Consider the following 20,071-nt stretch of genomic DNA (forward strand, 5'->3'; position numbering starts at 1 on the left):
TGCCGCGTCGTATAGAAGAAAAAAACTCCTTACAGCAAGGAACGCAGCATGTTGAAGTTCGCGGTGGGAAGTGCACTGCTCGTGACAGCCACTCATTGTGTTGCCCTGTCGTTGGGGGGCACACAAGGCAGCGTCATTATCGGTCGGCCGCTCGACATTCTGGTGCAAAGCAACATCGACGCGGAGGATGCCGCTTCGGGGCTGTGCCTGGAGGCCGAGGTGCTGTACGGCGAAGCGCGGATACCGGCGTCAGCCATCACCACGGCCATACACAGGGTCGGGGTGGACGGATCCGGTGCGCTCAGGGTGCGTGTGACGCAGCCCGTCAACGAGCCCATCGTCACGGTGATGCTGAAGGCTGGTTGCCAGCAGACGTTCCGCCGCAGCTATTCCCTGCTGGCCGACTTCGAGCCGCTGCCTGCGGCAGCGGCCCCCGTGGCCGAGCGATCCGTGCCGGTCGTGACGCAGCCCGTCACAGGCACGCGCCCCGCGCGCGCCGATTCGCCCGCCCAGAGTGTTGTGCCCGCACAGCCAGTTCGTGGGGCGGTCAGCGCAGCGCCAGCCACTCCTGCCGCGCCCAAGGAGGAAACCCCTGTCCGTCTGAGCGCACCCAGCCCGCGCCCCACGGGGGTCAGCGGTATCAAGAGCAAGGTGGCGCCCGTGTCTGTCAAGGCGCCCGAGGCGGTGAAGGACGATTCGGCAGCGCCGTCTGCACCTACCCCGAACAAGGAGGCGCCCGCAGCCGCCCCGGCTGGGGCACGGCTCAAGCTGGACCCGCTGGATGTGACCTCAGAGCAGACGGGCGCCGTGCTTCAGGCCGGCACGGCGGAAACGCCGCCGCCAGCGTCGGCATCTGCGCCAGCGGACGCGGATGCCGCCTCGGGTGCGGGAACCGATGCGCAGGCGCCGCAGGCGTCGGCGGTTCAACAGGAACTGCAGACATTGCGGCAGGAGCAGGAGCGTCTGCGGCTGGCCGTCGAGACCATGAATGCACAGCTGGCCCAGGCGCAGCAGGACCGGTATGCCAATCCGGTGGTCTACGGCCTGGGCGCCCTGGTGGTGGGATTGCTCGGTGGCCTGCTGTGGATGGTTCGCAGGCGCTGGCGCGCCGAGGCGGCGATCGATCCGGCAAGCGCTCCGTGGTGGACGGTGTCTGTGCCCGGCCCCGATTCGGTCATGCCTGCCGACATGCCTGCAGCGCCTCCCAAGACAGCCGTTCAGCCCGTCGTGGCGCCAATGGCGGTGAGCAACGATGTTTCCGGCGTTGAAGGCATCGAAGTCGAAGAGGCCGGCGCTTCCCGTTTCGAGGAAGTTCCGATAGCCAGGGTGGATGTGGGCGTGCTGCTCGACCTTTGGCAGCAGGTTGACTTCTTCGAGTCGATTGGCCAGCGTCTGGATGCCGCCCAGGCCCTCGAATCATTCGTGCAGGAGCATCCGCGCGCCAGCGAGGCGCCGTACCTGCGCCTGCTGAAGCTGACGTCCGAGCTGGGCGTGGCGGGTATGTTCGAGCGGGCCCAGGCGGTCTATGAACACCACTACCAGCGCTTGATCCCCGGTAATGTCACTTCCGGTGGCGCGGGGTTGGGGCTGGAGGACGACACCACGCTGTCCACGAAACTGGCCGACGTGTGGCCGCAGGACGAGGCGCGGCGGCTTCTTGAACAGGCCTTGCTGTCGCAGCCAGGCGATGCGGCGTCGGGCCTGGTGGTGCGTACGGTCCACGCCTTCGACGACCTGATCACCCTGTGTGGTCTGTGGGACGTCCTTCAGACGCAACCGGAAGCGCCGGAGGTGGCTGCACCCGCACCACAGGCGGCCATGCCTTTTCATGTCTCTGGCTGGGCGACGCTCGATCAGGCTGACGGCGAGGCTGAATCGGCCAAACCCGTGGTGTCGGAGACGCCAGCGAAGCCCGACATGGCGCCGCTGGACTTTGACTTCCTGGACTTTGACAAGCCGGACGGCAGCAAGGGCTCGTCCAAGTCCTGAGCCAGGAGGGCGGACTACGGGCCGCCTTACCTTCGCACGTGCAGGGCGCCAGGGTTGACGATGTTGGTGGGCGTGCCCTTGATGAAATTCACGACGTTGTCGAACGCCGCAGAGAAGTACTTCTCGTAGCTGTCCTGCTCCACGAATCCGATGTGGGGTGTGCAGATGCAGTTCTCCAGGCGCAGCAGGGCATGCCCTTGCAAGATCGGTTCCGACTCGAAAACGTCCACCGCCGCCATGCCGGGGCGTCCCCGGTTGAGCGCTCCCACCAGCGCGTCGGGCTGGATCAGTTCCGCGCGTGACGTGTTGACGAGCAGGGCCGTGGGTTTCATCAAGGCCAGGTCTTCCAGTTTGACGCAGCCGATGTTCCCTTCGGCGAGGCGCAGGTGCAGGCTCAGCACGTCGCAGGCGCTGAAAAAGGCTTCTTTGGACGCGGCCGTGTCATAGCCATCGTCGGCCGCGCGCTGGCACGATGCCTCGCTGCCCCAGACCATCACACGCATGCCGAAGGCCTTGCCGTAACCCGCGACGAGCCGGCCGATCTTGCCGTACCCCCAAACGCCCAGCGTCTTGCCGTGCAGCAGCATGCCGATGCCAAAGTTGGCGGGCATCGATGCGGACTTCAGACCTGACTGCTGCCAGGCGCCGTGCTTGAGGTTGGCGACGTACTGCGGAATGCGCCGCATGGCCGCCATGATGAGTGCCCAGGTGAGTTCCGCTGGGGCGATGGGGGAGCCGACGCCCTCGGCAACGGCTACACCATGTTCGGTGCACGCCTGCACGTCGATGTGTTTGCCGACGGCGCCCGTCTGCGCGATCAGCTTGAGCTTGGGCAGTTTTTCGATGAGTTGCCGGGGCACCTGGGTGCGTTCCCGAATGAGCACCAGAATGTCAGCATCGCGCAGCCTGACCGACAACTGGGCGACGCCCTTGACGTTGTTGGTGAACACCTTGGCGGGGTAGGGTTCCAGCTTCGCTGCGCAAGGCAGTTTGCGCACGGCGTCTTGGTAGTCGTCGAGGATCACGATGTTCATCGCACTATTGTGCCTGTACGCATGCGTACGTCACGGACAAGCCCCCGAGACAGACACAAGATGTTGCGTGTCTTACCATTCGGGGAATGACCTCCACCACCCTGGGCGCGAGCGCCCCTCCCATTGCCGTTCCACTGCGCCAGGATGCCGCAGTCATGGGGCTTGTCGGCCTGGCGCACGCGACTTCCCACTTTTCCCACCTGCTGCTGCCGCCGCTGTTTCCGGTGTTCATGCGCGACTTCGGCTTGAGCTACTCCGACGTCGGCCTGCTCATGAGCGTGTTCTTTGTCGTGTCCGGCGTCGGGCAGGCGTCGGCGGGCTTTTTGGTGGACAGGGTGGGGGCCCGCCCCGTCTTGTTTGCGTCGATCGTGCTTTTCATGCTTTCGGCGCTCACCGCATCCATGGCTGATGGCTACAGCATGTTGATGCTGTCGGCGCTGCTCGCAGGTCTGGGGAACGCGCCGTTCCATCCGGTGGATTTTTCTATCCTCAACCAGCGCGTCTCTGCGCCCAGGCTGGGTCACGCCTTCAGCGTGCACGGGCTGACGGGTAGCCTGGGCTGGGCCTTGTCACCCGTTTTCCTCGTGGGCATTTCCGCGCTGTCGGACTGGCGGGTGGCTTACCAGTCTGCGGTGCTGCTCTACGTTGGTGTGTTTGCGGTGTTGTATTGGCAGCGTGACAAGTTGCGAACCGAGGTGGTGGTGCGCCATCCGGACAGCCATCCGCATTCCGACGTGGCCTTCATGAAGCTGCCAGTTGTGTGGTGGTGCTTCGCCTTCTTCCTGCTTTCCACCATGACGCTGGCCGTGGTGCAGACCTATTCCGCCTCCATTCTCAAGGCCATGCATGCCGTGAGTCTGGAGGCTGCCACGTTCACGCTGACGGCATACATGCTGTCGAGCGCGCTGGGCATGTTGGTGGGAGGCTTCGTGGCAAGCCACACACGACAGACCGACCGCGTGGTGGCTGCGGCCATGGCTGCGGGTGCGGCGTTGCTGCTGTTGTGCGCCACGGGATGGCTGGGTGGCACCGGGACCATGGTGGTGTTGGCTGCAACAGGGTTTGCCGTGGGTGTGGGTGGGCCCAGCCGCGACATGATGATCAAGCGTGCCACACCCAAGGGCGCCACCGGCCGTGTGTATGGCACGGTCTATTCCGGGCTTGACACGGGTTTCGCCGTGTCACCGCTCATTTTTGGTGTGTTCATGGACCGTGGCTGGTATGCCGCCACGCTGGCGGGCGCCGGCTGCGTGCTGCTGCTGTCCGTCTACGCAGCGATCGGCGTTGGGCGCCGCACGGCCAAGGCCTGAGCCTGTATTAGGTACCAAAGCAAAAGGCCGCTGATGCGGCCTTTTGCTTTTCGTGCCCGAGACGAATCAGGACAGGTGTTCGTTGACCAGCTTGGTCATTTCGAACATGGAGACCTGAGGCTTCTTGAAGATGTCCTTCAGCTTGGCGTCTGCGTTGATCATGCGCTTGTTGGCGGCGTCCTGCAGCTTGTTCTTCTTGATGTATTCCCAGATTTTCTTGGTGACCTCGGTGCGCGGCAGCGGCTTGGCGCCGACGATGGCGGCCAGCGTGGCGCTGGGGGTCATCGCCTTCATGAAGGCGGCATTGGGCGTACGCTTGGCGGCCGGTGCGGCGGCTTTCTTAGCGGGTGCAGCAGCTTTCTTGGCGGGGGCTTTTTTCGCAGTTGCCATGTGTGAAATCCTTCTGGAAGTTGAATTCTCGCCCGTGGAGCCAGAGGGGCTTTCGCGGGGCAACGCCATCCTAATCTGAAAGATGGGCGTTTCCTAGACTGATGAGAGTGATTTTTGGGATTTTTTTGGGTTTTCCCGGTGTCAGCGAGGCGCCAAGGAGACACCACTATGATCTGCTGCGCTGCGACAACCACCTGAGAGGAAGCAAAGATGGAGCGGGAAGAGCTGGCGTTCGCCACCTGTGACCTGTGCGATGTGCACAAGAACAACTCGTCTGGCGCATTTCGTGTGCTGCCACCGGTGTTCCGTGATTTCGGCGCCCGGCGCCGTTTCGCGGGACGTGTGAGCACGGTGAAGTGTTTCGAAGACAACACCCTGGTGAAGGCCGCGGTGGACTCGCCTGGCGAAGGCCGGGTGCTGGTGGTGGATGGCGGCGCATCTTTGCGGCGCGCGCTGGTTGGTGGCAACCTGGGGGCCGCGGCGGCGCGCAATGGCTGGGCCGGCGTGCTGGTGGACGGCTGCGTGCGCGACGTTGTGGAGCTGGCTGCTTGCGACACGGGCATTCGCGCGTTGGCGAGCATGCCGCTGCCCACCGAAAAGCGCAGCGAAGGCCAGCGCGACGTGGCCGTGCAGATTCAAGGAGTCTGGGTGCGCCCGGGTGACTGGTTGTACGCGGACGAGGACGGGATCGTCGTGTCCGACGTGCCGCTGACCTGATCTGTTCCGGTGGGGTCAGGCGGTCAGGCCGCGATGGAGCATGTAGGCCGCCAGCATGTAAAGGATGAAGGCGAACACGCGCTTGAGCTGTTTGACCGGCATGGCATGCGCCGCCTTGACGCCCAAGGGGGCCATCAACACGCTGGCAGTGGCTATGACGGCCAGTGCGGGCAGGTACACATAGCCTAGCGCGCCGCTGGGCAGCCCTTCGACGGATTGCCCTGCGATGATGTAGCCCACAACGTTGGCCAGCGCTATTGGGAAGCCCAGCGCCGCGCTGGTGGCCACGGCCTGGTGGATGACGACATTGCACCAGGTGAGGAATGGCACGCTGACGAAGCCGCCGCCTGCGCCCACGAGACCCGACAGAAAACCGATGACGCCGCCTGCTACCAGTTGACCGCCTGTGCCTGGCAGGGTGCGGCTGGGTGCGGGCTTGCGGTCGAGCAACATCTGCGTGGCAGAGAAAGCCACGAACAATGCGAAGAACAGCGCGAGCGAACTGCCTTTGAGCACGGAGAACACGCCCATGCTGGCCAGCGCGGCACCCATCACGATGCCGGGGGCCAGGCGCCAGACGACGTCCCACCTGACGGCGCCGCGCTTGTGATGCGCCCGCACGCTGGACACGGACGTGAAGATGATGGTGGCCATGGAGGTGGCGATCGCCACCTTGACCGACAGATCGGGCGAGACACCGCGGCCGGTCATGATCAGGGTGATGAAGGGCACCATGAGCATGCCGCCCCCAATGCCGAGCAAGCCAGCGAGAAAGCCGGTGCACAGGCCGAGCAAGGCCAATTCCACAATCAGCTGGGGTTCAAGCATGGTGAGGGGAGAGAGGGGTGGGGGTGTCTGCCGCAGAACCGGACCGGCATCCTGAACGTGGGGGTTCAGGTGGGCGAGGGCAACGCAGCTTCGGGTTCGTCTGACGCGAGACGATCACACCCACTGCGCAATGTACCAAGCCCGGGCTCAGAGAGCATTGGTTCAAGGAAATATAAAGCCCGGCCACAGCGGCAGACGGTTGGTATTGTACGCCCGCGCCAGGTGGGTACGCGCCTGGCAATGACCGCCTGTCAGATCAGGCGGCCGTCTTCGGCCAGCGCGTTGTCGAGCTTCTCGATCAGGGCGCGCAGGCGGGTTTCGTCTGCCCCCAGCAACGCGGCGGCGGATTCCGCCGTCTCGCCCGATTCGGTGTTGCCGAAAGAGGAGTTGCGGAATGCCGCGCCCGTGTCCTTCTGGGAAAGCTCGAACGCGATGTTGAGTGCCGCCAGCACGGCGATGCGGTCGCGGGCCTTGACCTTGCCTGCGTCGCGGATGCGGCACATGGCGCTGTCCACCTTGGCCACGGCTTCGCGCAGCGCGGGTTCGCCATCCACGGGGCAAGCCAGCATGTAGGTCTGGCTCATGATCTGGACTTCCACCTGTTTGATGCCGGGCTTGTTCATGTCGCGTTGTCTCCCAGGTCGTCGGGCAGTTGCTGCAGCAGGGCATCGAGCCGCGCACGTGCAGCCTGGGTCTGGGTCCTGAGGTGGTCTCTTTCCTGGGTGAGCTGACGCACCTGCTGGGTGAGCAGGGCGTTGGTGCGTTGGAGTTCCTCGTGACGCAGCAGCAGGCGCTCAATGCGCTCGGCGATCTGGTCTATGTAGTTCTGGGCAGCCATTTGCCGTCCATTGTAGGTCGCTTGTAAGACGACATCACTACAATGTGCTTTGTTGGTGCTCGCGGCGTGGTTCTTGCGCTGCAGTTCAACGGGAAGCTGGGGGAAATGGGCCTGCAAGCCGATTTCTAACCAGCGCTGCCCCCGCAACGGTAAGTGGACGGGCCCTGTCTCTTCAGACCGGGCTCCGCTTTCAATCCATCGCCACTGGGTAATTGCATTTACCTGGGAAGGCATTGAAGGTCGCCTCCACCAGCCCGGATACCGGCCAACAAGGTGGTGGTGCCACTGTGCACACAGAAGCATCACCGTGTCGCTCATGCACTGTCGGGGAAGGCAGTGAGGGCAGCAATGCTTGTTTCTCAATCATGAAGAAGTGCAATTTGCGCGTGCCCGTGGCCGCGCTGTCCCTGGCCGTTCCAGGTTGTCTGGTGCCCGCCTGGGCACAGGATGGTGGTAGCCTTGTCGAGACGGTGGTGACAGCCACGCGCACGGACACGCGGGCGGACATTCTGCTCAGCGATGTGATGGTGATCGACGCTGAGACCATCGAGAGGTCGAGCGGCCGAAGTCTTTCCGAGGTCTTGACCCGTCAGGCGGGTTTGCAGATGACGTCGAATGGTGGTTTGGGCAAACAGTCAGGTCTGTTTGTCAGAGGAACCGAAACACGGCATGTTCTCTTGCTGATCGATGGTGTCCGTTTTGGCTCGGCCACCCAGGGCTCGGCTTCATGGGACAACATTCCCCTCGAGATGATCGAGCGCATCGAGGTGCTCAAGGGGCCTGCGTCGGCGTTGTATGGCAGCGACGCTGTGGGCGGTGTGGTCCAGATCTTCACCAAGCGAGGCGTGACCGGGTTTCAGCCTTCGGCTGGCTTCTCACTAGGAAGCCAAGGCTACCGCAAGATTGGCGCGGGTATTGGCGGAGGAACGCCAGAGGTACTTTATTCGCTGGATGTCACCCATCTGCATGAGGACGGATTTTCGTCTACCAACCCCGGTGTTTCATTCAATCGTTACAACCCGGATCGCGATGGTTTCGATCAGGACAGCCTGTCCGCATCGGTGCAGTGGACGCCTGCCGCGGGCTGGCGGGCAGACGCACGGCTGTTGCACGCCGAAGGCACCAGTCGCTACGACGGAGGGCCGGGGGCCTTTGATGTGCGATCGGATAGCAAGACACAGGTGCTTGGCGCTGGACTGACCAGGAAATGGGATGATGATGTCTCCACACGCTTGAGCTGGTCGACCAGCAAAGACCTGTCGACCGATTTCGGCTCTGCGACGAAAACGTCTGCGTTTGACACCACCCATACGCAGTGGGGGGTGCAGAGCGAGTGGCGGACAGTTCTGGGTACTTGGCTGGCAGGTTTTGAGAGGCTTGAGGAGGAGGTGGAGAGCACCCAGGCCTATGCGGTTAATCAGCGCTCGACCAATTCCTGGTTCGTCGGCTTGAATGGCTTGGCCGGATCGCACGTGTGGCAGGTCAATCTGCGCCAGGACCGCAACTCGCAATTCGGCCGGGCCGGTACGGGGCTTGTCAGCTACGGGTACCAGCTGAGTCAGCACTGGCGCGTCCATGGCGCATATGGCACGACTTTCAAAGTGCCTTCATTCAATACGTTGTACTGGAGTTCCCCCACTTTCCAGGGCAACCCAACCACACAGCCCGAGCGGGGGCGCAACAGGGAAGTGGGGATGGCTTACAGCTTGGGGAGCCACGAATGGAAGATGGTTTACTACGATAACCGCGTTCGTGGGTTCATCACGCTGCAGCCGGCTGTTGCCAACGTTCCGCAGGCCAGGATGCGCGGGTGGACGCTCAGCCATTCCAGCGACTTGGGCAAGTGGTCCCTGCGCAATCAACTTGACTGGCTGGACGCCCGTAACGTGGTCAACGGTCGGCGTCTGAACCGCCGCGCGGAGCAACAGCTGACGTCGTCCTTGGAGTACCGGGCGGGTACTTGGACGTGGGGCAGCAGTCTGCTGCTGCTGTCAGACCGTTATGACGATGCGGCCAACACCGTTCGCCTGCCTGGTTTCGCAACACTTGATCTTTACGCTTCCAGGCAACTTTCCAGCGACTGGCGGCTGGATTTCAGGTTGAACAATCTGGCGGACAAACCCTACGAGTTGGCCAAGGGATATAACCAGCCTGGCAGAGCGCTCTATGTGGGCGTCAGGTGGCAACCCAGAATGGCGCGCTGATCTGAGAAGATAGTCGTGATGAAGACGGACATCACCCTTCGGGAGGCTCGGGCTGCGGCGAATAGCCAATGCCCGGCATTGCTTATCGCCGCCCCTGCCTCCGGCCAGGGCAAGACCACGCTGACCGCAGCGTTGGCGCGCCTGCATGCCCGTGCCGGGCGGCGGGTGCGCGTGTTCAAGTGCGGGCCAGATTTTCTGGACCCGCACTGGCACGCGCTGGCCAGCGGCGCGCCGGTGCACCAGATCGACCTGTGGATGACGGGTGAGGAAGACATCCGCGAGCGCCTGCACGCAGCGGCGCAAGAGGCCGATCTGATTCTGGTCGAAGGAGTGATGGGGTTGTTCGATGGCGAACCGAGCGCGGCCGATCTGGCGCGGCGCTTTGGTTTGCCGGTGCTGGCCGTCATCAATGCGTCGTCTATGGCAGGGACGTTCGGTGCACTGGCGCATGGCCTGCAGCATTACCGCCCGGGGCTGCCTTGGGCGGGTGTGCTGGCCAACCAGGTGGGCAGCGACCGGCATGCGCAGATGTTGCAGGATTCGCTGGACGATCCTTCGCATTGGCTGGGTGCGCTGCGGCGCGACGCGGCCTGGGCCTTGCCGGAGCGCCATTTGGGCTTGACCATGGCCGGGGAGATAGACGACGCATTGCAGCGGCTGGATGCTGCCGCGGACGTATTGAGCGACACCCCGTTGGGGCGCATGGGCCCGGAAGACTTGCATCGTTGGGCGGTCAACTTCGCGCCGCCTGCAAAGCTGTCTGCCCCACCTCAGTTGCTGGCTGGCCGCAAGGTGGCCGTGGCGCGGGACCGTGCCTTTTGCTTCATCTACGACGCCAACCTGGATACCTTGCGGGCGCTGGGGGCCGAAGTGGTGCACTTCTCACCGCTCGCGGGTGAGGCGGTGCCCGCTTGCGACGCCCTGTGGCTGCCCGGGGGCTACCCGGAACTGAATGCGCAGGCGCTGGGCGCGCAGCACGCTGTGCGTGACAGTCTGTTGGCCCATGTGGAGGCTGGGCGCCCCGTTTGGGCCGAATGTGGCGGCATGATGGCGCTGTTTGACGAACTGGAAACGCGCGAGGGTGAGGTGCATGCGATGTGGGGGCTGCTACCCGGCCGGGTCACCATGCAAAAGCGACTGGCCGCGCTGGGGCCGCAGCAACTGGCGCTGTCGCAAGGCACGCTGCGTGGTCACACCTTCCATTACTCCACGGCCGCAACCAGTGCCAAGGTGCTGACCCGCACCGCTCGCCCTGACGCCGAGCCCGTACCCGACGCCGGGGAGGCGCTTTACCAACTTGGCAGCGTGCGTGCCAGCTACTTCCACGCCTGGTTCGCGTCGGCGCCAGCGGCGGCGGCCAGCCTGTTCCTGCCCACGGCACAAGGGGAGCCCCAATGAGCACCGACCTTGGGCCACAACGCATCGTCTGCCTGACTGAAGAGACCACCGAGTGGCTCTACCTGCTGGGGCAGGAGCGCCGTATCGTCGGCATCAGCGGGTACACCGTGCGGCCCCGGCGTGCGCGGGAGGAAAAACCCAAGGTCAGCGCCTTTCTCAACGCCAAGATCGACAAGATCCTGGCGTTGCAGCCCGATTGCGTGTTCGGGTTCTCCGACCTGCAGGCCGACATTGCGGCGGCACTGGTACGCGCAGGTGTGCAGGTGACGGTATTCAACCAGCGCAGCGTGGCACAGATTTTTTCCGTGCTCTACCAGGTGGCCGCCATGGTGGGCTGTGAGGCGCAGGCGCAGCAGTGGGTCGCGCAACGGCGTGAACGCATCGCACAGATCGAGGTGGCGGTGAAGAGGTTGCAGGCACAGGGGCGGCGCAGGCCGCGCGTGTTCTTTGAGGAGTGGGACGAGCCGCACATCAGCGCCATCCGCTGGGTGTCCGAGTTGATGGGCATTGCCGGCGGCGATGACATCTTCCCGGAGCTGGCTCAGCAACCCATGGGCAAGCAGCGCATCATTGCCGATGGGGCAGAGATCGTGCGGCGTGCGCCGGACATCGTGATCGGCTCGTGGTGCGGCAAGAAGTTTCGCCCCGAAAAGGTGGCAGCCCGTGCAGGCTGGCAGGACGTGCCCGCAGTAAAGCATGGCCAGCTGTTCGAGATCAAGTCGGCCGACATCCTGCAGCCTGGCCCGGCAGCGTTGACCGATGGTTTGGAGCAGTTGCACCGCATCGTTGCGGAATGGATGGTCACGCATGGTTGAGCGCATGAGCATTGCCAGGTCCGAGTTGATCCTGGGCGGGCAGAAAAGCGGCAAGTCGCGCCGGGCGGAAGACTTGGCGCGTGCGTGGCTGGCGCAGCCCGGCCACAGTGCGTGCCTGCTGGCCACAGCCCAGCCCTGGGATGACGAGATGCGCGAGCGCATTGCACGCCACCAGCGTGATAGGGCAGAGAAGGTGCCGGGCATGGCCACGCTGGAGGTGGGGGCTGGCCTGGTAGAGGCCTTGGTGCGCGAGAGCCGCCCGGACACGCTGTTGGTGGTGGACTGCCTGACCTTGTGGTTGACGGCAGGCCTGATGCCGATGGCTGGTGAGCCTTGGTCTGCCGATGAGCTTGATGCCCAGTTGGCGAGCTTGGTGGAAACGCTGGAAAGCCTGCCTGGACCGGTGGTGCTGGTCAGCAACGAGATCGGGCTGGGCGTGATTCCCATGGGTCGCGACGTGCGCGCCTTTGTGGATGCGCTGGGGCGGCTGAACCAGCGCGTGGCCGGGGTGTGCGAGCGCGCCATCCTCATGGCGGCGGGGCTGCCCATGGTGCTGAAAGGAAACACATGACCAGCGTTTTGACCAGGGCGTGGCACCGCGCGCTGACCCTTGTGTTGCTTGGCACGTGCTGGGCGGGCAGTGCGTTGCACGCGGCGCCGTTGGAAGTGACCGATGACCGTGGCCAGATGGTGCGTTGGGAGCAGGCGCCGCAGCGCATCGTGTCTCTGCTGCCGTCGTTGACGGAGACCGTGTGCGAGCTGGGTCAATGCCATCGCCTGGTGGGTGTGGACCGCTATTCCAACTGGCCGCAGGCCGTGACGCGGCTGCCACAGCTGGGAGGCGGACTGGATCCGAACATTGAAGCCATCGTCGCGCTGCGGCCCGATGTCGTTCTGGTGAGCACCGCCACGCGTGCCAGCGACCGCCTGCAGGCGTTGGGCCTGAAGGTGGTGGCACTGGAGCCCAAGACCCATGCCGATGTGCGCCGGGTGTTGGGCAAAGTGGCGCAGGTGTTGGGCCTGCCCGTGAGCGACAGCGAGCGCGTATGGAGGCACATCGATGCGGCCGTGTCGGCGGCGGCGCAATCGCTGCCTGCGGCGGCGCGGGGCACGCGTGTGTATTTCGAAGTCAATCGCGCGCCTTACGCGGCGGGCGAATCGTCCTTCATTGGCGAGACGCTGCAACGGCTGGGCGCGCGCAATATCGTTGGGGCGGCGCTGGGGCCGTTTCCCAAGCTCAACCCCGAGTTCGTGGTGCGTGCCAACCCAGACGTGATCATGGTGGGTGACCGTAACTTCGCGGGTATGACCGACCGGCCGGGCTGGGCGGGCATTCGCGCGGTGCGCGAAAAGCGCCTGTGTGTGTTCCCCTCGGCAGAGGCCGACTTGCTGGTGCGGCCGGGCCCGCGCATGGCAGAGGCGGCCCGCATCATGGCCGCCTGCCTGGCGGACAAGGCGCCAGGCGCCACGGGCGATGTGCGGCGGCCCGCACCGCAGGGCAAGGGCCAGCCGTGAACGGGGTGTCGCCGATGGCTCGCCGAGCGTGGTGGCTGAGCGCCGTTCTGGTGTCTGCAGCAGCCATGCTCATGGTTCTGGGGACCAGTGTGGGCAGCACGGGCCTGGACAGCCTGCGGGCCATGTGGCAAGACCCGGTGGCCGCGCAGATCGTCTGGGACATCCGTTTGCCGCGCTCGCTGGGCGCCTGGCTGGCTGGCGCGCTCCTTGGTCTGGCTGGAGCGGTGGCGCAAGGCTTGTTCCGCAACCCGCTGGCAGATCCTTACCTGCTGGGCAGCGCCTCGGGCGCGTCTTTGGCCGTGGCGCTGGCACTGGCGCTTTTTGGTGGCAGCCCCTTCGCCACCGCCTGGGTGTTGCGGCTGGGTTTGACCGGGGCGGCGTTTGCCGGTGCCGTGGCGGCGGTGCTGCTCACGCTGGTGCTGGCGCAAGGCGTGCAGCACAGCCTGCGCCTGTTGCTGGCAGGCGTCATCGTGGGCGTGGTGCTGGGGGCAATGACGTCGCTCGTCATGCTCACCCACCCGGACGTGTTGCAGGCCATGCAGGCCTTCATGTTGGGCTCCACCGGTTTTGTAGGATGGAGCGCGGCGGGTGTGATGGCCGTGCTGCTGCTGCTTTGTGTGGTCGCGGCGGTGGGCTTGAGCCGTGTGCTGGATGGCCTGAGCCTGGGCGAGGCCACGGCGCAGAGCCTGGGTTTGCCGCTGGCGCCCATGCGTGCCGCGCTGGTGGCGGTGCTGGCGCTGGCCACGGGTACCGCAGTGGCCCAGACGGGTTTGATCGCCTTCGTTGGCCTGGCGGCGCCGCACCTGGTGCGCTCGGTAGTGAAGACGACCCACAACCGGCTGGTGCTGCTGTCCGCGTTGGCGGGTGGCGCCTTGCTGCTGGGGGCCGACGTGCTGGCGCGCGCCGTGCTGGCCCCCCAGGAATTGCCTGTGGGTGTGCTGACGGCGGTGCTGGGTGGCGGCTACCTGCTGTGGTTGATGTACCGCGGGCAAGGGCGGGGAGGCTGGCGATGAGCGGCCTTGCGATTGAAGCCAAAGGTGTGCGTGCCAAGCTGGGCCGCTCAGAGGTGCTGCACGGCATTGATCTGGCGATTGAACAAGGGCGCTGGACCGCGCTGGTGGGACCCAACGGTGCAGGCAAGTCCACGTTGCTCAAAGTTCTGGCCGGTCTGTTGCCGCACGGTGTGGCGCACGGGCAGGTGCATCTGCTGGGCCGGCCGTTGCAGGAAGTGCCTCACCGTGAGCGCGCGCGGCAGCTTTCCTGGCTGGGCCAGAACGAATCGGCCAGCGACGACCTGACCGTGCACGACGTGGTGATGCTGGGCCGCCTGCCGCACCAGGGGTGGCTGGCCCCACCCAGCGCGGCCGATCTGGCCGCCGCGGAGCGGTCGCTGCGCGCCACCCAGGCGTGGGAGTGGCGTGACCGCCCTCTGGCGGCGCTTTCTGGCGGCGAACGCCAGCGTGTGTTGCTGGCCCGGGCCCTGGCGGTGGAGGCCCAGGTGCTGCTGATGGACGAACCGCTGGCCAACCTTGACCCACCGCACCAGGCTGACTGGCTGAAACTGGTTAGGGGCTTGGTGGACGAGGGCAAGACTGTGGTGAGCGTGCTGCACGAAATATCGTTCGCCTTGCACGCCGACGACATGGTCGTGATGGCCCAGGGGCGGATGTGTTGCCATGGGCGTTGCGACGACCCGCAAACCCACCGGGCGCTGGAAGCGGTTTTTGATCATCGCATCAGCATCCTGCCGCTGCAGGGCCAGTGGGTTGCTCTACCGCGCTGAACAAAACACAGGAACATAAGATGGAAATCGAAACACCGCCTACCGACAAACGCTACGAAAAACCTGAGGGTGAGCGCCGGGGCCTGGTCATCGTTCACACCGGCAACGGCAAGGGCAAGAGCACGGCGGCCTTTGGGCTGGCTGTTCGGGCCCATGGCCGTGGCAAAGCCGTGAAGGTCTATCAGTTCATGAAGGTGCCCACGGCCAGGTTTGGCGAGCACCGCGTTTTCGACCAGTTGGGCATTCCCATCGAAGGACTGGGTGACGGGTTCAGCTGGAAGAGCCGTGACCTGGATCATTCCGCACAGCTGGCGCAGGAGGGCTGGGGCAGGGCCGAGGCCACGATCCGTGCGGGCGAGCACTTCATGGTGGTGCTGGACGAGATCACCTACCCGCTGCGTTACGGCTGGATTCCCCTGGAGCCAGTGCTGGCCTGTCTGCGGGAGCGGCCGTCGCACGTCAATGTGGTGCTGACCGGACGCAACGCACCTGCCGAACTTGTCGAGCTGGCCGATACGGTGACCGAGATGACGCTGGTCAAGCACCACTTCCAGGCTGGTGTGCCCGCGCAGCGCGGCATCGAGGACTGACTCACGCGGCCAACAAGCCGGACTCCCATGACACAAACGTCTTCTTTTCCTGTCACAGAGTTGATCGTCTGCACCACCTGCAGGCCTCCTGGGGCTTCACGAGACGAACCAGCGGCTGGTGCCTTGTTGTTCGACGCGGTTCAGGCGGCACAAAGCGCGGATGCGTCAGGCCAGTGGAGCCGGGTGCGGGTTCGCGGGATGGCATGCATGAGCGGTTGCTCGCGAGCTTGTACCGTGGCCTTCCAGGCGCCTGGCAAGCACAGCTACCTGTTTGGCGATCTGACGCCAGTTGCCGGACTTGCCGAGCAGGTGCTGGCCTGCGCCCGCCTGCACGCTGACGCCCCGGACGGTACGCTTGCGCGGGGCGAGCGGCCTGAGGGCCTGCGCAACGGCATTCTCGCCAAGCTGCCGCCAACGCTGGCGCCCTCCCTGCCGTGAGCGCCCAGCAGCAGACATCCAACGCCCTGCAGTGGGGACCGGCACAACCGTTTTCCGCGCAAGACGCCGACGCCGTCTACCGCGCCATCCGCGAGCGGCGCGACATGCGGCATTTCTGCGGGGGCGTGGTGGCACCGGACGTGCTGCGCCGTCTGTTGCAGGCGGCCCACTTCGCGCCCAGTGTCGGCTTCATGCAGCCGTGGCGGTTCATCAGGGTCACGCAGCGCGACATGCGCGAGCGCCTGCATGGGCTGGTGGAGGACGAGCGCAAGCGCACCGCCCAGGCCTTGGGGGCGCGGCAGGACGAGTTCATGCGCTTGAAGGTGCAAGGCGTGCTGGACGCCGCCGAGGTGCTGGTGGTGTCGCTGGCCGACGGGCGGGACAAGCACGTTTTTGGCCGAAGGACCATGCCTGCGATGGACCTGGCGTCCGCAGCCTGCGCCATCCAGAACCTGTGGCTGGCGGCCCGTGCCGAAGGACTGGGCATGGGGTGGGTGTCTTTGTTCGAACCGGCGGATCTGGCCACCTTGCTGGGCCTGCCCGAGGGGGCGGAACCCATCGCCATTCTCTGCCTGGGGCCGGTGCAGGGCTACTATGCGCAGCCCATGCTGGAGCAGGAGCGCTGGGCCTGCCGTGCGCCCTTGGAGGCACTCGTGTTCGACGATGTCTGGGGCGAGGTGAGCCAACTGTTCGCCTGCGGCGCGCAGAAGGAGGTAACGAAGTGATGGTCGGCGGCCCGTTTTTGCCAGATGCCTTGGCGCTGGCCGCTGCCGTTCCCGTGGCGCTGGCTGTGGACCGCTGGTGGGGCGAGCCGCCCGTGCGCTGGCACCCCGTGGTGTGGATGGGCAAAGCGCTGGAGCACCTGGGCCGCTGGGCGGCGCCTGCAGCCAGAGGCGACGGCGGCACCGAAGCGGCGGCTGGGCCTTTCGTGCGCGGGGCGCTGGCGTGGCTGTGCCTTGCGGCGGCCGTGTGCGCCGTGGCACTGGGCTTGCAGTTCTGGCTGCTGCAGTGGCCCGTCTGGGCGCAGGCCTTGTTGCTGGGCCTGTGCCTCAAGCCGCTGCTGGCCTGGCGCATGCTGCGATCAGAAGTGGCGGCGGTGGAGGCTGCGCTGGAACAGTCCCTCCAGGCTGGCCGGGAGCGCCTGTCGTGGCTGTGCAGCCGCGACGTGAGCCAGCTCACCGAAAGCGAAGTGCGCGAGACGGCGATCGAAACGCTGGCCGAAAACCTGAACGACTCGGTGGTGGCGCCCGTTTTCTGGTTTCTCGTGGCCGGTTTGCCGGGCGCGGCGCTGTACCGCATGGCCAACACGGCCGACGCCATGTGGGGTTACCGTGGTGAGCGGCAAGGGCGCGTCTGGACCTGGGCAGGCAAGTGGGCGGCGCGGACCGACGACGTGCTTTCCTGGCTGCCCGCGCGCCTGACGGCAGGCCTGCTGTGGGCGGCGAGCCATGGGCCAGGGGGCGAGAGCGTCCGGTGGTCTCGCCTGCCGAATGAGGCCGCGTTCACACCTTCACCCAACGGCGGCTGGCCCATGGCCACCATGGCCATGGCATTGGGCGTTCGCTTGGGCAAGCCCGGCGTCTATGTGCTCAATGCCATGGGCGCTGAGCCTGGCACCAGGGACATGGAGCGCGCGCTCGGTATGGCTGGCCGCGCTGTGGGATGGGGCGTGGCGCTGTGCGTGCTTGCCGCCCTGTCGATTTGGATGGGAGCATTGTCATGAGCCGTGTGCACGGTGGCCCCGACACACTGGGCATTCCCGCCTGGGACTTTTCCACGAACGCCAATGCCTGTGGGCCGTGCACCATGGCGCTGGAAGCCGTGCGCGCTGTAGAGCCCACGCATTACCCGGACCCTGCATATGGCAGCCTTCGCGCAGCCCTGGCGGAATTCCATGGAGTTGCTTCGCAGCGCATTGTTCTTGCCGCCAGCGGGAGCGAGGCCATCGCGCGGGTCACGGCCTGGGTGGCCAGGCGGGGGGGGCGGCGGGTCAGCGTGCCGGAGCATGCGTTTGGCGACTACGCTCAGCTTGCCCAGGCCTGGGGCATGGCCTTGCAGACTGGTGATGCGGCAGACCTGCGCTGGGGTTGTGAGCCGAGCAGCCCCCTGGGCCAGGCCTGGCAGCCGCATGCTACCGTTGGGCAGTCAGGTGTGACCGTGCTGGACCGGGCCTATGAGCCGCTGCGGTTGGACGGTCAGCCATCCTTGAACGAGAGTGAGCTGCAGCAGGTGTGGCAGCTGTGGACCCCCAACAAGGCCTTGGGGCTGACGGGCGTGCGCGGCGCTTACCTGATCGCCCCCGTGGGGGCGGAGGCCGGCGCCCGGCAGCTGGAGGCCCTGGGGCCGTCCTGGCCACTGGGCGCCCATGCCGTGGCGATGCTCCGTGCCTGGACGCAACCGGCCACTCAGCGTTGGCTCGCCGCTACACGCGATGTGCTGCGGCGGTGGCGCACGAGTCAGCGGGACACCCTGGAGGCCCTGGGCTGGTCCTGCTTGCCCAGCCAAGCCAATTTCTTCTGCGCACGGCCGCCGACGTCAATAGACGCGGACGCCTTGCGCAGCCAGGGCATCAAGCTGCGCGATGCCACTTCCTTCGGCCTGCCCGGCTACTGGCGCCTGAGCGTGCAGCCGCCCGTGGCGCAGCAAGCGCTGGTGGCGGCCTTGCAAGGTGCCGCCGCTCCAACATCCACCGCACAACACCGAACATGACCGCCAAATGCATCATGGTGCTGGGCACCACCAGTGGCGCTGGCAAGAGCTGGCTCACCACGGCGCTTTGCCGCCACTATGCGCGCCAAGGGCTCAAGGTGGCCCCCTTCAAGGCGCAGAACATGAGCAACAACGCCCGTGTCGTTGCCGGTCAGCGCCAGGGCGACGCTTTCGAGTGGGGCGAGATCGGCTCCGCGCAGTACTTTCAGGCTTTGGCCGCACGGGCCGTGCCCGATGTCCGCATGAACCCGCTGCTGCTCAAGCCGGAGGCCGACACCCGCAGCCAGGTCGTGCTGATGGGCCGGGTTCACCCCGAACTCAGCGCCATGCCCTGGAGCGGGCGCAGCGAGCACGTGTGGCCACACATCCGGCAGGCGCTGGACGAACTGCGCGACAGCCACGACGTGGTGGTCATCGAGGGAGCGGGTTCGCCAGCAGAGATCAACCTTCACGCGAGTGACATCGTCAACATGCGCGTCGCCCGCCACGCCCAGGCCCGCTGCCTGCTGGTCAGCGACATCGACCGGGGCGGTGCCTTTGCCCACTTGTATGGCACCTGGGCCTTGTTGCCTACCGAGGAGCGCCAGCTGATACGAGGTTTCGTGCTCAACAAGTTCCGGGGCGACGCCAGCTTGCTTGCGCCCGCGCCGCAAATGTTGCAGGAGCTGACCGGCGTGCCCACCGTGGCCACCCTGCCCATGTACTACGGCCACGGCCTGCCAGAGGAGGACGGCGTGTTCGACGACCGTACCCACACCGCAGGTGCCCTGCGCCTGACGGTGGCCGTGGTGGCGTATCCGCGCATCAGCAACCTTGACGAGTTCCAGGCGTTGAAGAACGTGCCCGGCGTGCGGTTGGTGTGGGCGCGCAGCCCGGCCGATCTTGCCGGAGCCGACTGGGTGGTTCTGCCAGGCAGCAAACACACCTGCGCTGATCTGGCGTGGTTGCGCGCGCAGGGCCTGGATCACGCCGTGGCTGCGCATGCGCAGCGGGGCGGGGTGGTGCTGGGCATCTGCGGCGGGCTGCAGATGCTGGGCGAGGCGTTCATCGACACCCATGGCATAGAGTCCATTGAATCGGGCAACGCACCCGGGCTGGGGCTGCTGCCGCTGGTCACGGTGTTCGCCGCAGAAAAAACCGTGAAACCCAGCCAGGGGCGGCTGTCGGTGCCCGCAGGGCCCCTGAGCGCGCTGAACGGGGTGGCCGTCAGCGGGTACGAGATACACCATGGCCAGACCGCGTTGCACCCTGGCATGCTGGCCCAGGGCGCTCTGGCCCATGAGGTCCTGCCCGGTCTGGCGTGGCAGAACCAGGCTGGCAACGTGCTGGGCCTGTACATGCACGGCCTGTTCGAGGACGAGGCGGTGGTGCGGGCGTTGTTCGGCGCCCAGACGCCCACGCTGGATGGCGTGTTCGATCAGCTTGCCGATTTCCTGGCGCAGCATACCCAGCTGGGCGTGCTCGATCTTCTAGCGGGCGGCTGATGCCGTCTCTGTCCAACCCCCTTGCTGGA

General features: G+C 65.7%; 21 protein-coding genes and 1 riboswitch. Of the genes, 16 read left to right on the top strand and 5 right to left on the bottom strand.

The genetic code is table 11. The annotated features are described in order from the left end of the window. Positions 1–48 precede the first annotated feature (48 nt). Complete coding sequence (locus ACYVHH_RS08090; protein WP_460564623.1) at positions 49–1,989, top strand: type IV pilus assembly protein FimV; 1,941 nt, start codon at positions 49–51, stop codon at positions 1,987–1,989. A 26-nt stretch (positions 1,990–2,015) separates the two neighbouring features. Here ACYVHH_RS08090 and ACYVHH_RS08095 read toward each other — a convergent pair whose 3' ends face one another. After that, the gene (locus ACYVHH_RS08095; RefSeq protein WP_460564624.1) at positions 2,016–3,023 is read right to left on the bottom strand and encodes a D-2-hydroxyacid dehydrogenase family protein; all 1,008 of its coding nucleotides are present in this window, start codon (positions 3,021–3,023) and stop codon (positions 2,016–2,018) included. Positions 3,024–3,109: 86 nt separating this feature from the next. Here ACYVHH_RS08095 and ACYVHH_RS08100 point away from each other — a divergent pair, with 86 nt between their 5' ends. Then, complete coding sequence (locus tag ACYVHH_RS08100; RefSeq protein WP_460564625.1) at positions 3,110–4,333, top strand: MFS transporter; 1,224 nt, start codon at positions 3,110–3,112, stop codon at positions 4,331–4,333. A gap of 66 nt (positions 4,334–4,399) precedes the next feature. Here the strand turns inward: ACYVHH_RS08100 and ACYVHH_RS08105 are convergent, their stop codons facing one another. Then, positions 4,400–4,792, bottom strand: a complete 393-nt coding sequence (locus ACYVHH_RS08105; protein ID WP_460564626.1) for an SWIB/MDM2 domain-containing protein — start codon at positions 4,790–4,792, stop codon at positions 4,400–4,402. A 141-nt stretch (positions 4,793–4,933) separates the two neighbouring features. Here ACYVHH_RS08105 and rraA point away from each other — a divergent pair, with 141 nt between their 5' ends. Further along, the gene (gene rraA / locus ACYVHH_RS08110; protein WP_460564627.1) at positions 4,934–5,440 is read left to right on the top strand and encodes a ribonuclease E activity regulator RraA; all 507 of its coding nucleotides are present in this window, start codon (positions 4,934–4,936) and stop codon (positions 5,438–5,440) included. Positions 5,441–5,455: 15 nt separating this feature from the next. On the opposite strand, the gene ACYVHH_RS08115 is transcribed toward rraA, so the two are convergent. The 3 genes from ACYVHH_RS08115 to ACYVHH_RS08125 form a co-directional block, all read right to left on the bottom strand. After that, complete coding sequence (locus ACYVHH_RS08115) at positions 5,456–6,268, bottom strand: sulfite exporter TauE/SafE family protein (protein WP_460564628.1); 813 nt, start codon at positions 6,266–6,268, stop codon at positions 5,456–5,458. Between the two features lie 251 nt (positions 6,269–6,519). After that, the gene (locus ACYVHH_RS08120) at positions 6,520–6,876 is read right to left on the bottom strand and encodes a cell division protein ZapA (protein ID WP_460565262.1); all 357 of its coding nucleotides are present in this window, start codon (positions 6,874–6,876) and stop codon (positions 6,520–6,522) included. Between the two features lie 11 nt (positions 6,877–6,887). Then, entirely contained in the window at positions 6,888–7,106 is a 219-nt protein-coding gene (locus tag ACYVHH_RS08125; protein ID WP_460564629.1) for a DUF904 domain-containing protein, read from the bottom strand. A gap of 36 nt (positions 7,107–7,142) precedes the next feature. Then, positions 7,143–7,390: riboswitch (cobalamin riboswitch) on the top strand. Positions 7,391–7,471: 81 nt separating this feature from the next. On the opposite strand from ACYVHH_RS08125, the gene ACYVHH_RS08130 reads away from it, so the two are divergent. Genes ACYVHH_RS08130 through ACYVHH_RS08190 form a run of 13 tightly spaced genes read left to right on the top strand, consistent with a single transcriptional unit; the run spans position 7,472 to position 20,042 of the window. Next, positions 7,472–9,310 (top strand): TonB-dependent receptor domain-containing protein, encoded by a 1,839-nt coding sequence (locus ACYVHH_RS08130; protein ID WP_460564630.1) that lies wholly within the window; start codon positions 7,472–7,474, stop codon positions 9,308–9,310. Between the two features lie 18 nt (positions 9,311–9,328). Next, a complete protein-coding gene (locus ACYVHH_RS08135) occupies positions 9,329–10,708 on the top strand; it encodes a cobyrinate a,c-diamide synthase (protein ID WP_460564632.1) in 1,380 nt (459 codons plus the stop codon). Then, a complete protein-coding gene (locus tag ACYVHH_RS08140; protein ID WP_460564633.1) occupies positions 10,705–11,523 on the top strand; it encodes an ABC transporter substrate-binding protein in 819 nt (272 codons plus the stop codon). The genes ACYVHH_RS08135 and ACYVHH_RS08140 overlap by 4 nt, the downstream gene beginning before the upstream one ends. Before the next feature lie 4 nt (positions 11,524–11,527). After that, the gene (locus tag ACYVHH_RS08145; protein WP_460564634.1) at positions 11,528–12,094 is read left to right on the top strand and encodes a bifunctional adenosylcobinamide kinase/adenosylcobinamide-phosphate guanylyltransferase; all 567 of its coding nucleotides are present in this window, start codon (positions 11,528–11,530) and stop codon (positions 12,092–12,094) included. Next, the gene (locus ACYVHH_RS08150; RefSeq protein WP_460564636.1) at positions 12,091–13,038 is read left to right on the top strand and encodes an ABC transporter substrate-binding protein; all 948 of its coding nucleotides are present in this window, start codon (positions 12,091–12,093) and stop codon (positions 13,036–13,038) included. The genes ACYVHH_RS08145 and ACYVHH_RS08150 overlap by 4 nt, the downstream gene beginning before the upstream one ends. A gap of 14 nt (positions 13,039–13,052) precedes the next feature. Continuing rightward, complete coding sequence (locus tag ACYVHH_RS08155) at positions 13,053–14,051, top strand: FecCD family ABC transporter permease (protein WP_460564637.1); 999 nt, start codon at positions 13,053–13,055, stop codon at positions 14,049–14,051. After that, positions 14,048–14,821, top strand: a complete 774-nt coding sequence (locus ACYVHH_RS08160; RefSeq protein WP_460564638.1) for an ABC transporter ATP-binding protein — start codon at positions 14,048–14,050, stop codon at positions 14,819–14,821. Before ACYVHH_RS08155 ends, ACYVHH_RS08160 begins: the two co-directional genes overlap by 4 nt. Continuing rightward, positions 14,818–15,411, top strand: coding sequence for a cob(I)yrinic acid a,c-diamide adenosyltransferase (cobO, locus tag ACYVHH_RS08165; protein WP_460565263.1), 594 nt, complete (start codon positions 14,818–14,820; stop codon positions 15,409–15,411). The genes ACYVHH_RS08160 and cobO overlap by 4 nt, the downstream gene beginning before the upstream one ends. 27 nt (positions 15,412–15,438) lie before the next feature. Further along, the gene (locus ACYVHH_RS08170) at positions 15,439–15,849 is read left to right on the top strand and encodes a DUF1636 domain-containing protein (protein WP_460564639.1); all 411 of its coding nucleotides are present in this window, start codon (positions 15,439–15,441) and stop codon (positions 15,847–15,849) included. Between the two features lie 26 nt (positions 15,850–15,875). Beyond that, positions 15,876–16,574, top strand: a complete 699-nt coding sequence (gene bluB, locus ACYVHH_RS08175; RefSeq protein WP_460565264.1) for a 5,6-dimethylbenzimidazole synthase — start codon at positions 15,876–15,878, stop codon at positions 16,572–16,574. Next, positions 16,574–17,572 carry an adenosylcobinamide-phosphate synthase CbiB gene (gene cbiB / locus ACYVHH_RS08180; protein ID WP_460565265.1) on the top strand — a complete coding sequence of 333 codons (999 nt, stop codon included), beginning with the start codon at positions 16,574–16,576 and terminating at the stop codon, positions 17,570–17,572. The genes bluB and cbiB overlap by 1 nt, the downstream gene beginning before the upstream one ends. Continuing rightward, the gene (locus ACYVHH_RS08185; RefSeq protein ID WP_460564640.1) at positions 17,569–18,558 is read left to right on the top strand and encodes an aminotransferase class I/II-fold pyridoxal phosphate-dependent enzyme; all 990 of its coding nucleotides are present in this window, start codon (positions 17,569–17,571) and stop codon (positions 18,556–18,558) included. Before cbiB ends, ACYVHH_RS08185 begins: the two co-directional genes overlap by 4 nt. Beyond that, positions 18,555–20,042, top strand: coding sequence for a cobyric acid synthase (locus ACYVHH_RS08190; RefSeq protein WP_460564641.1), 1,488 nt, complete (start codon positions 18,555–18,557; stop codon positions 20,040–20,042). The genes ACYVHH_RS08185 and ACYVHH_RS08190 overlap by 4 nt, the downstream gene beginning before the upstream one ends. Positions 20,043–20,071: the final 29 nt, after the last annotated feature.

This window comes from Hydrogenophaga aquatica (assembly GCF_054780915.1).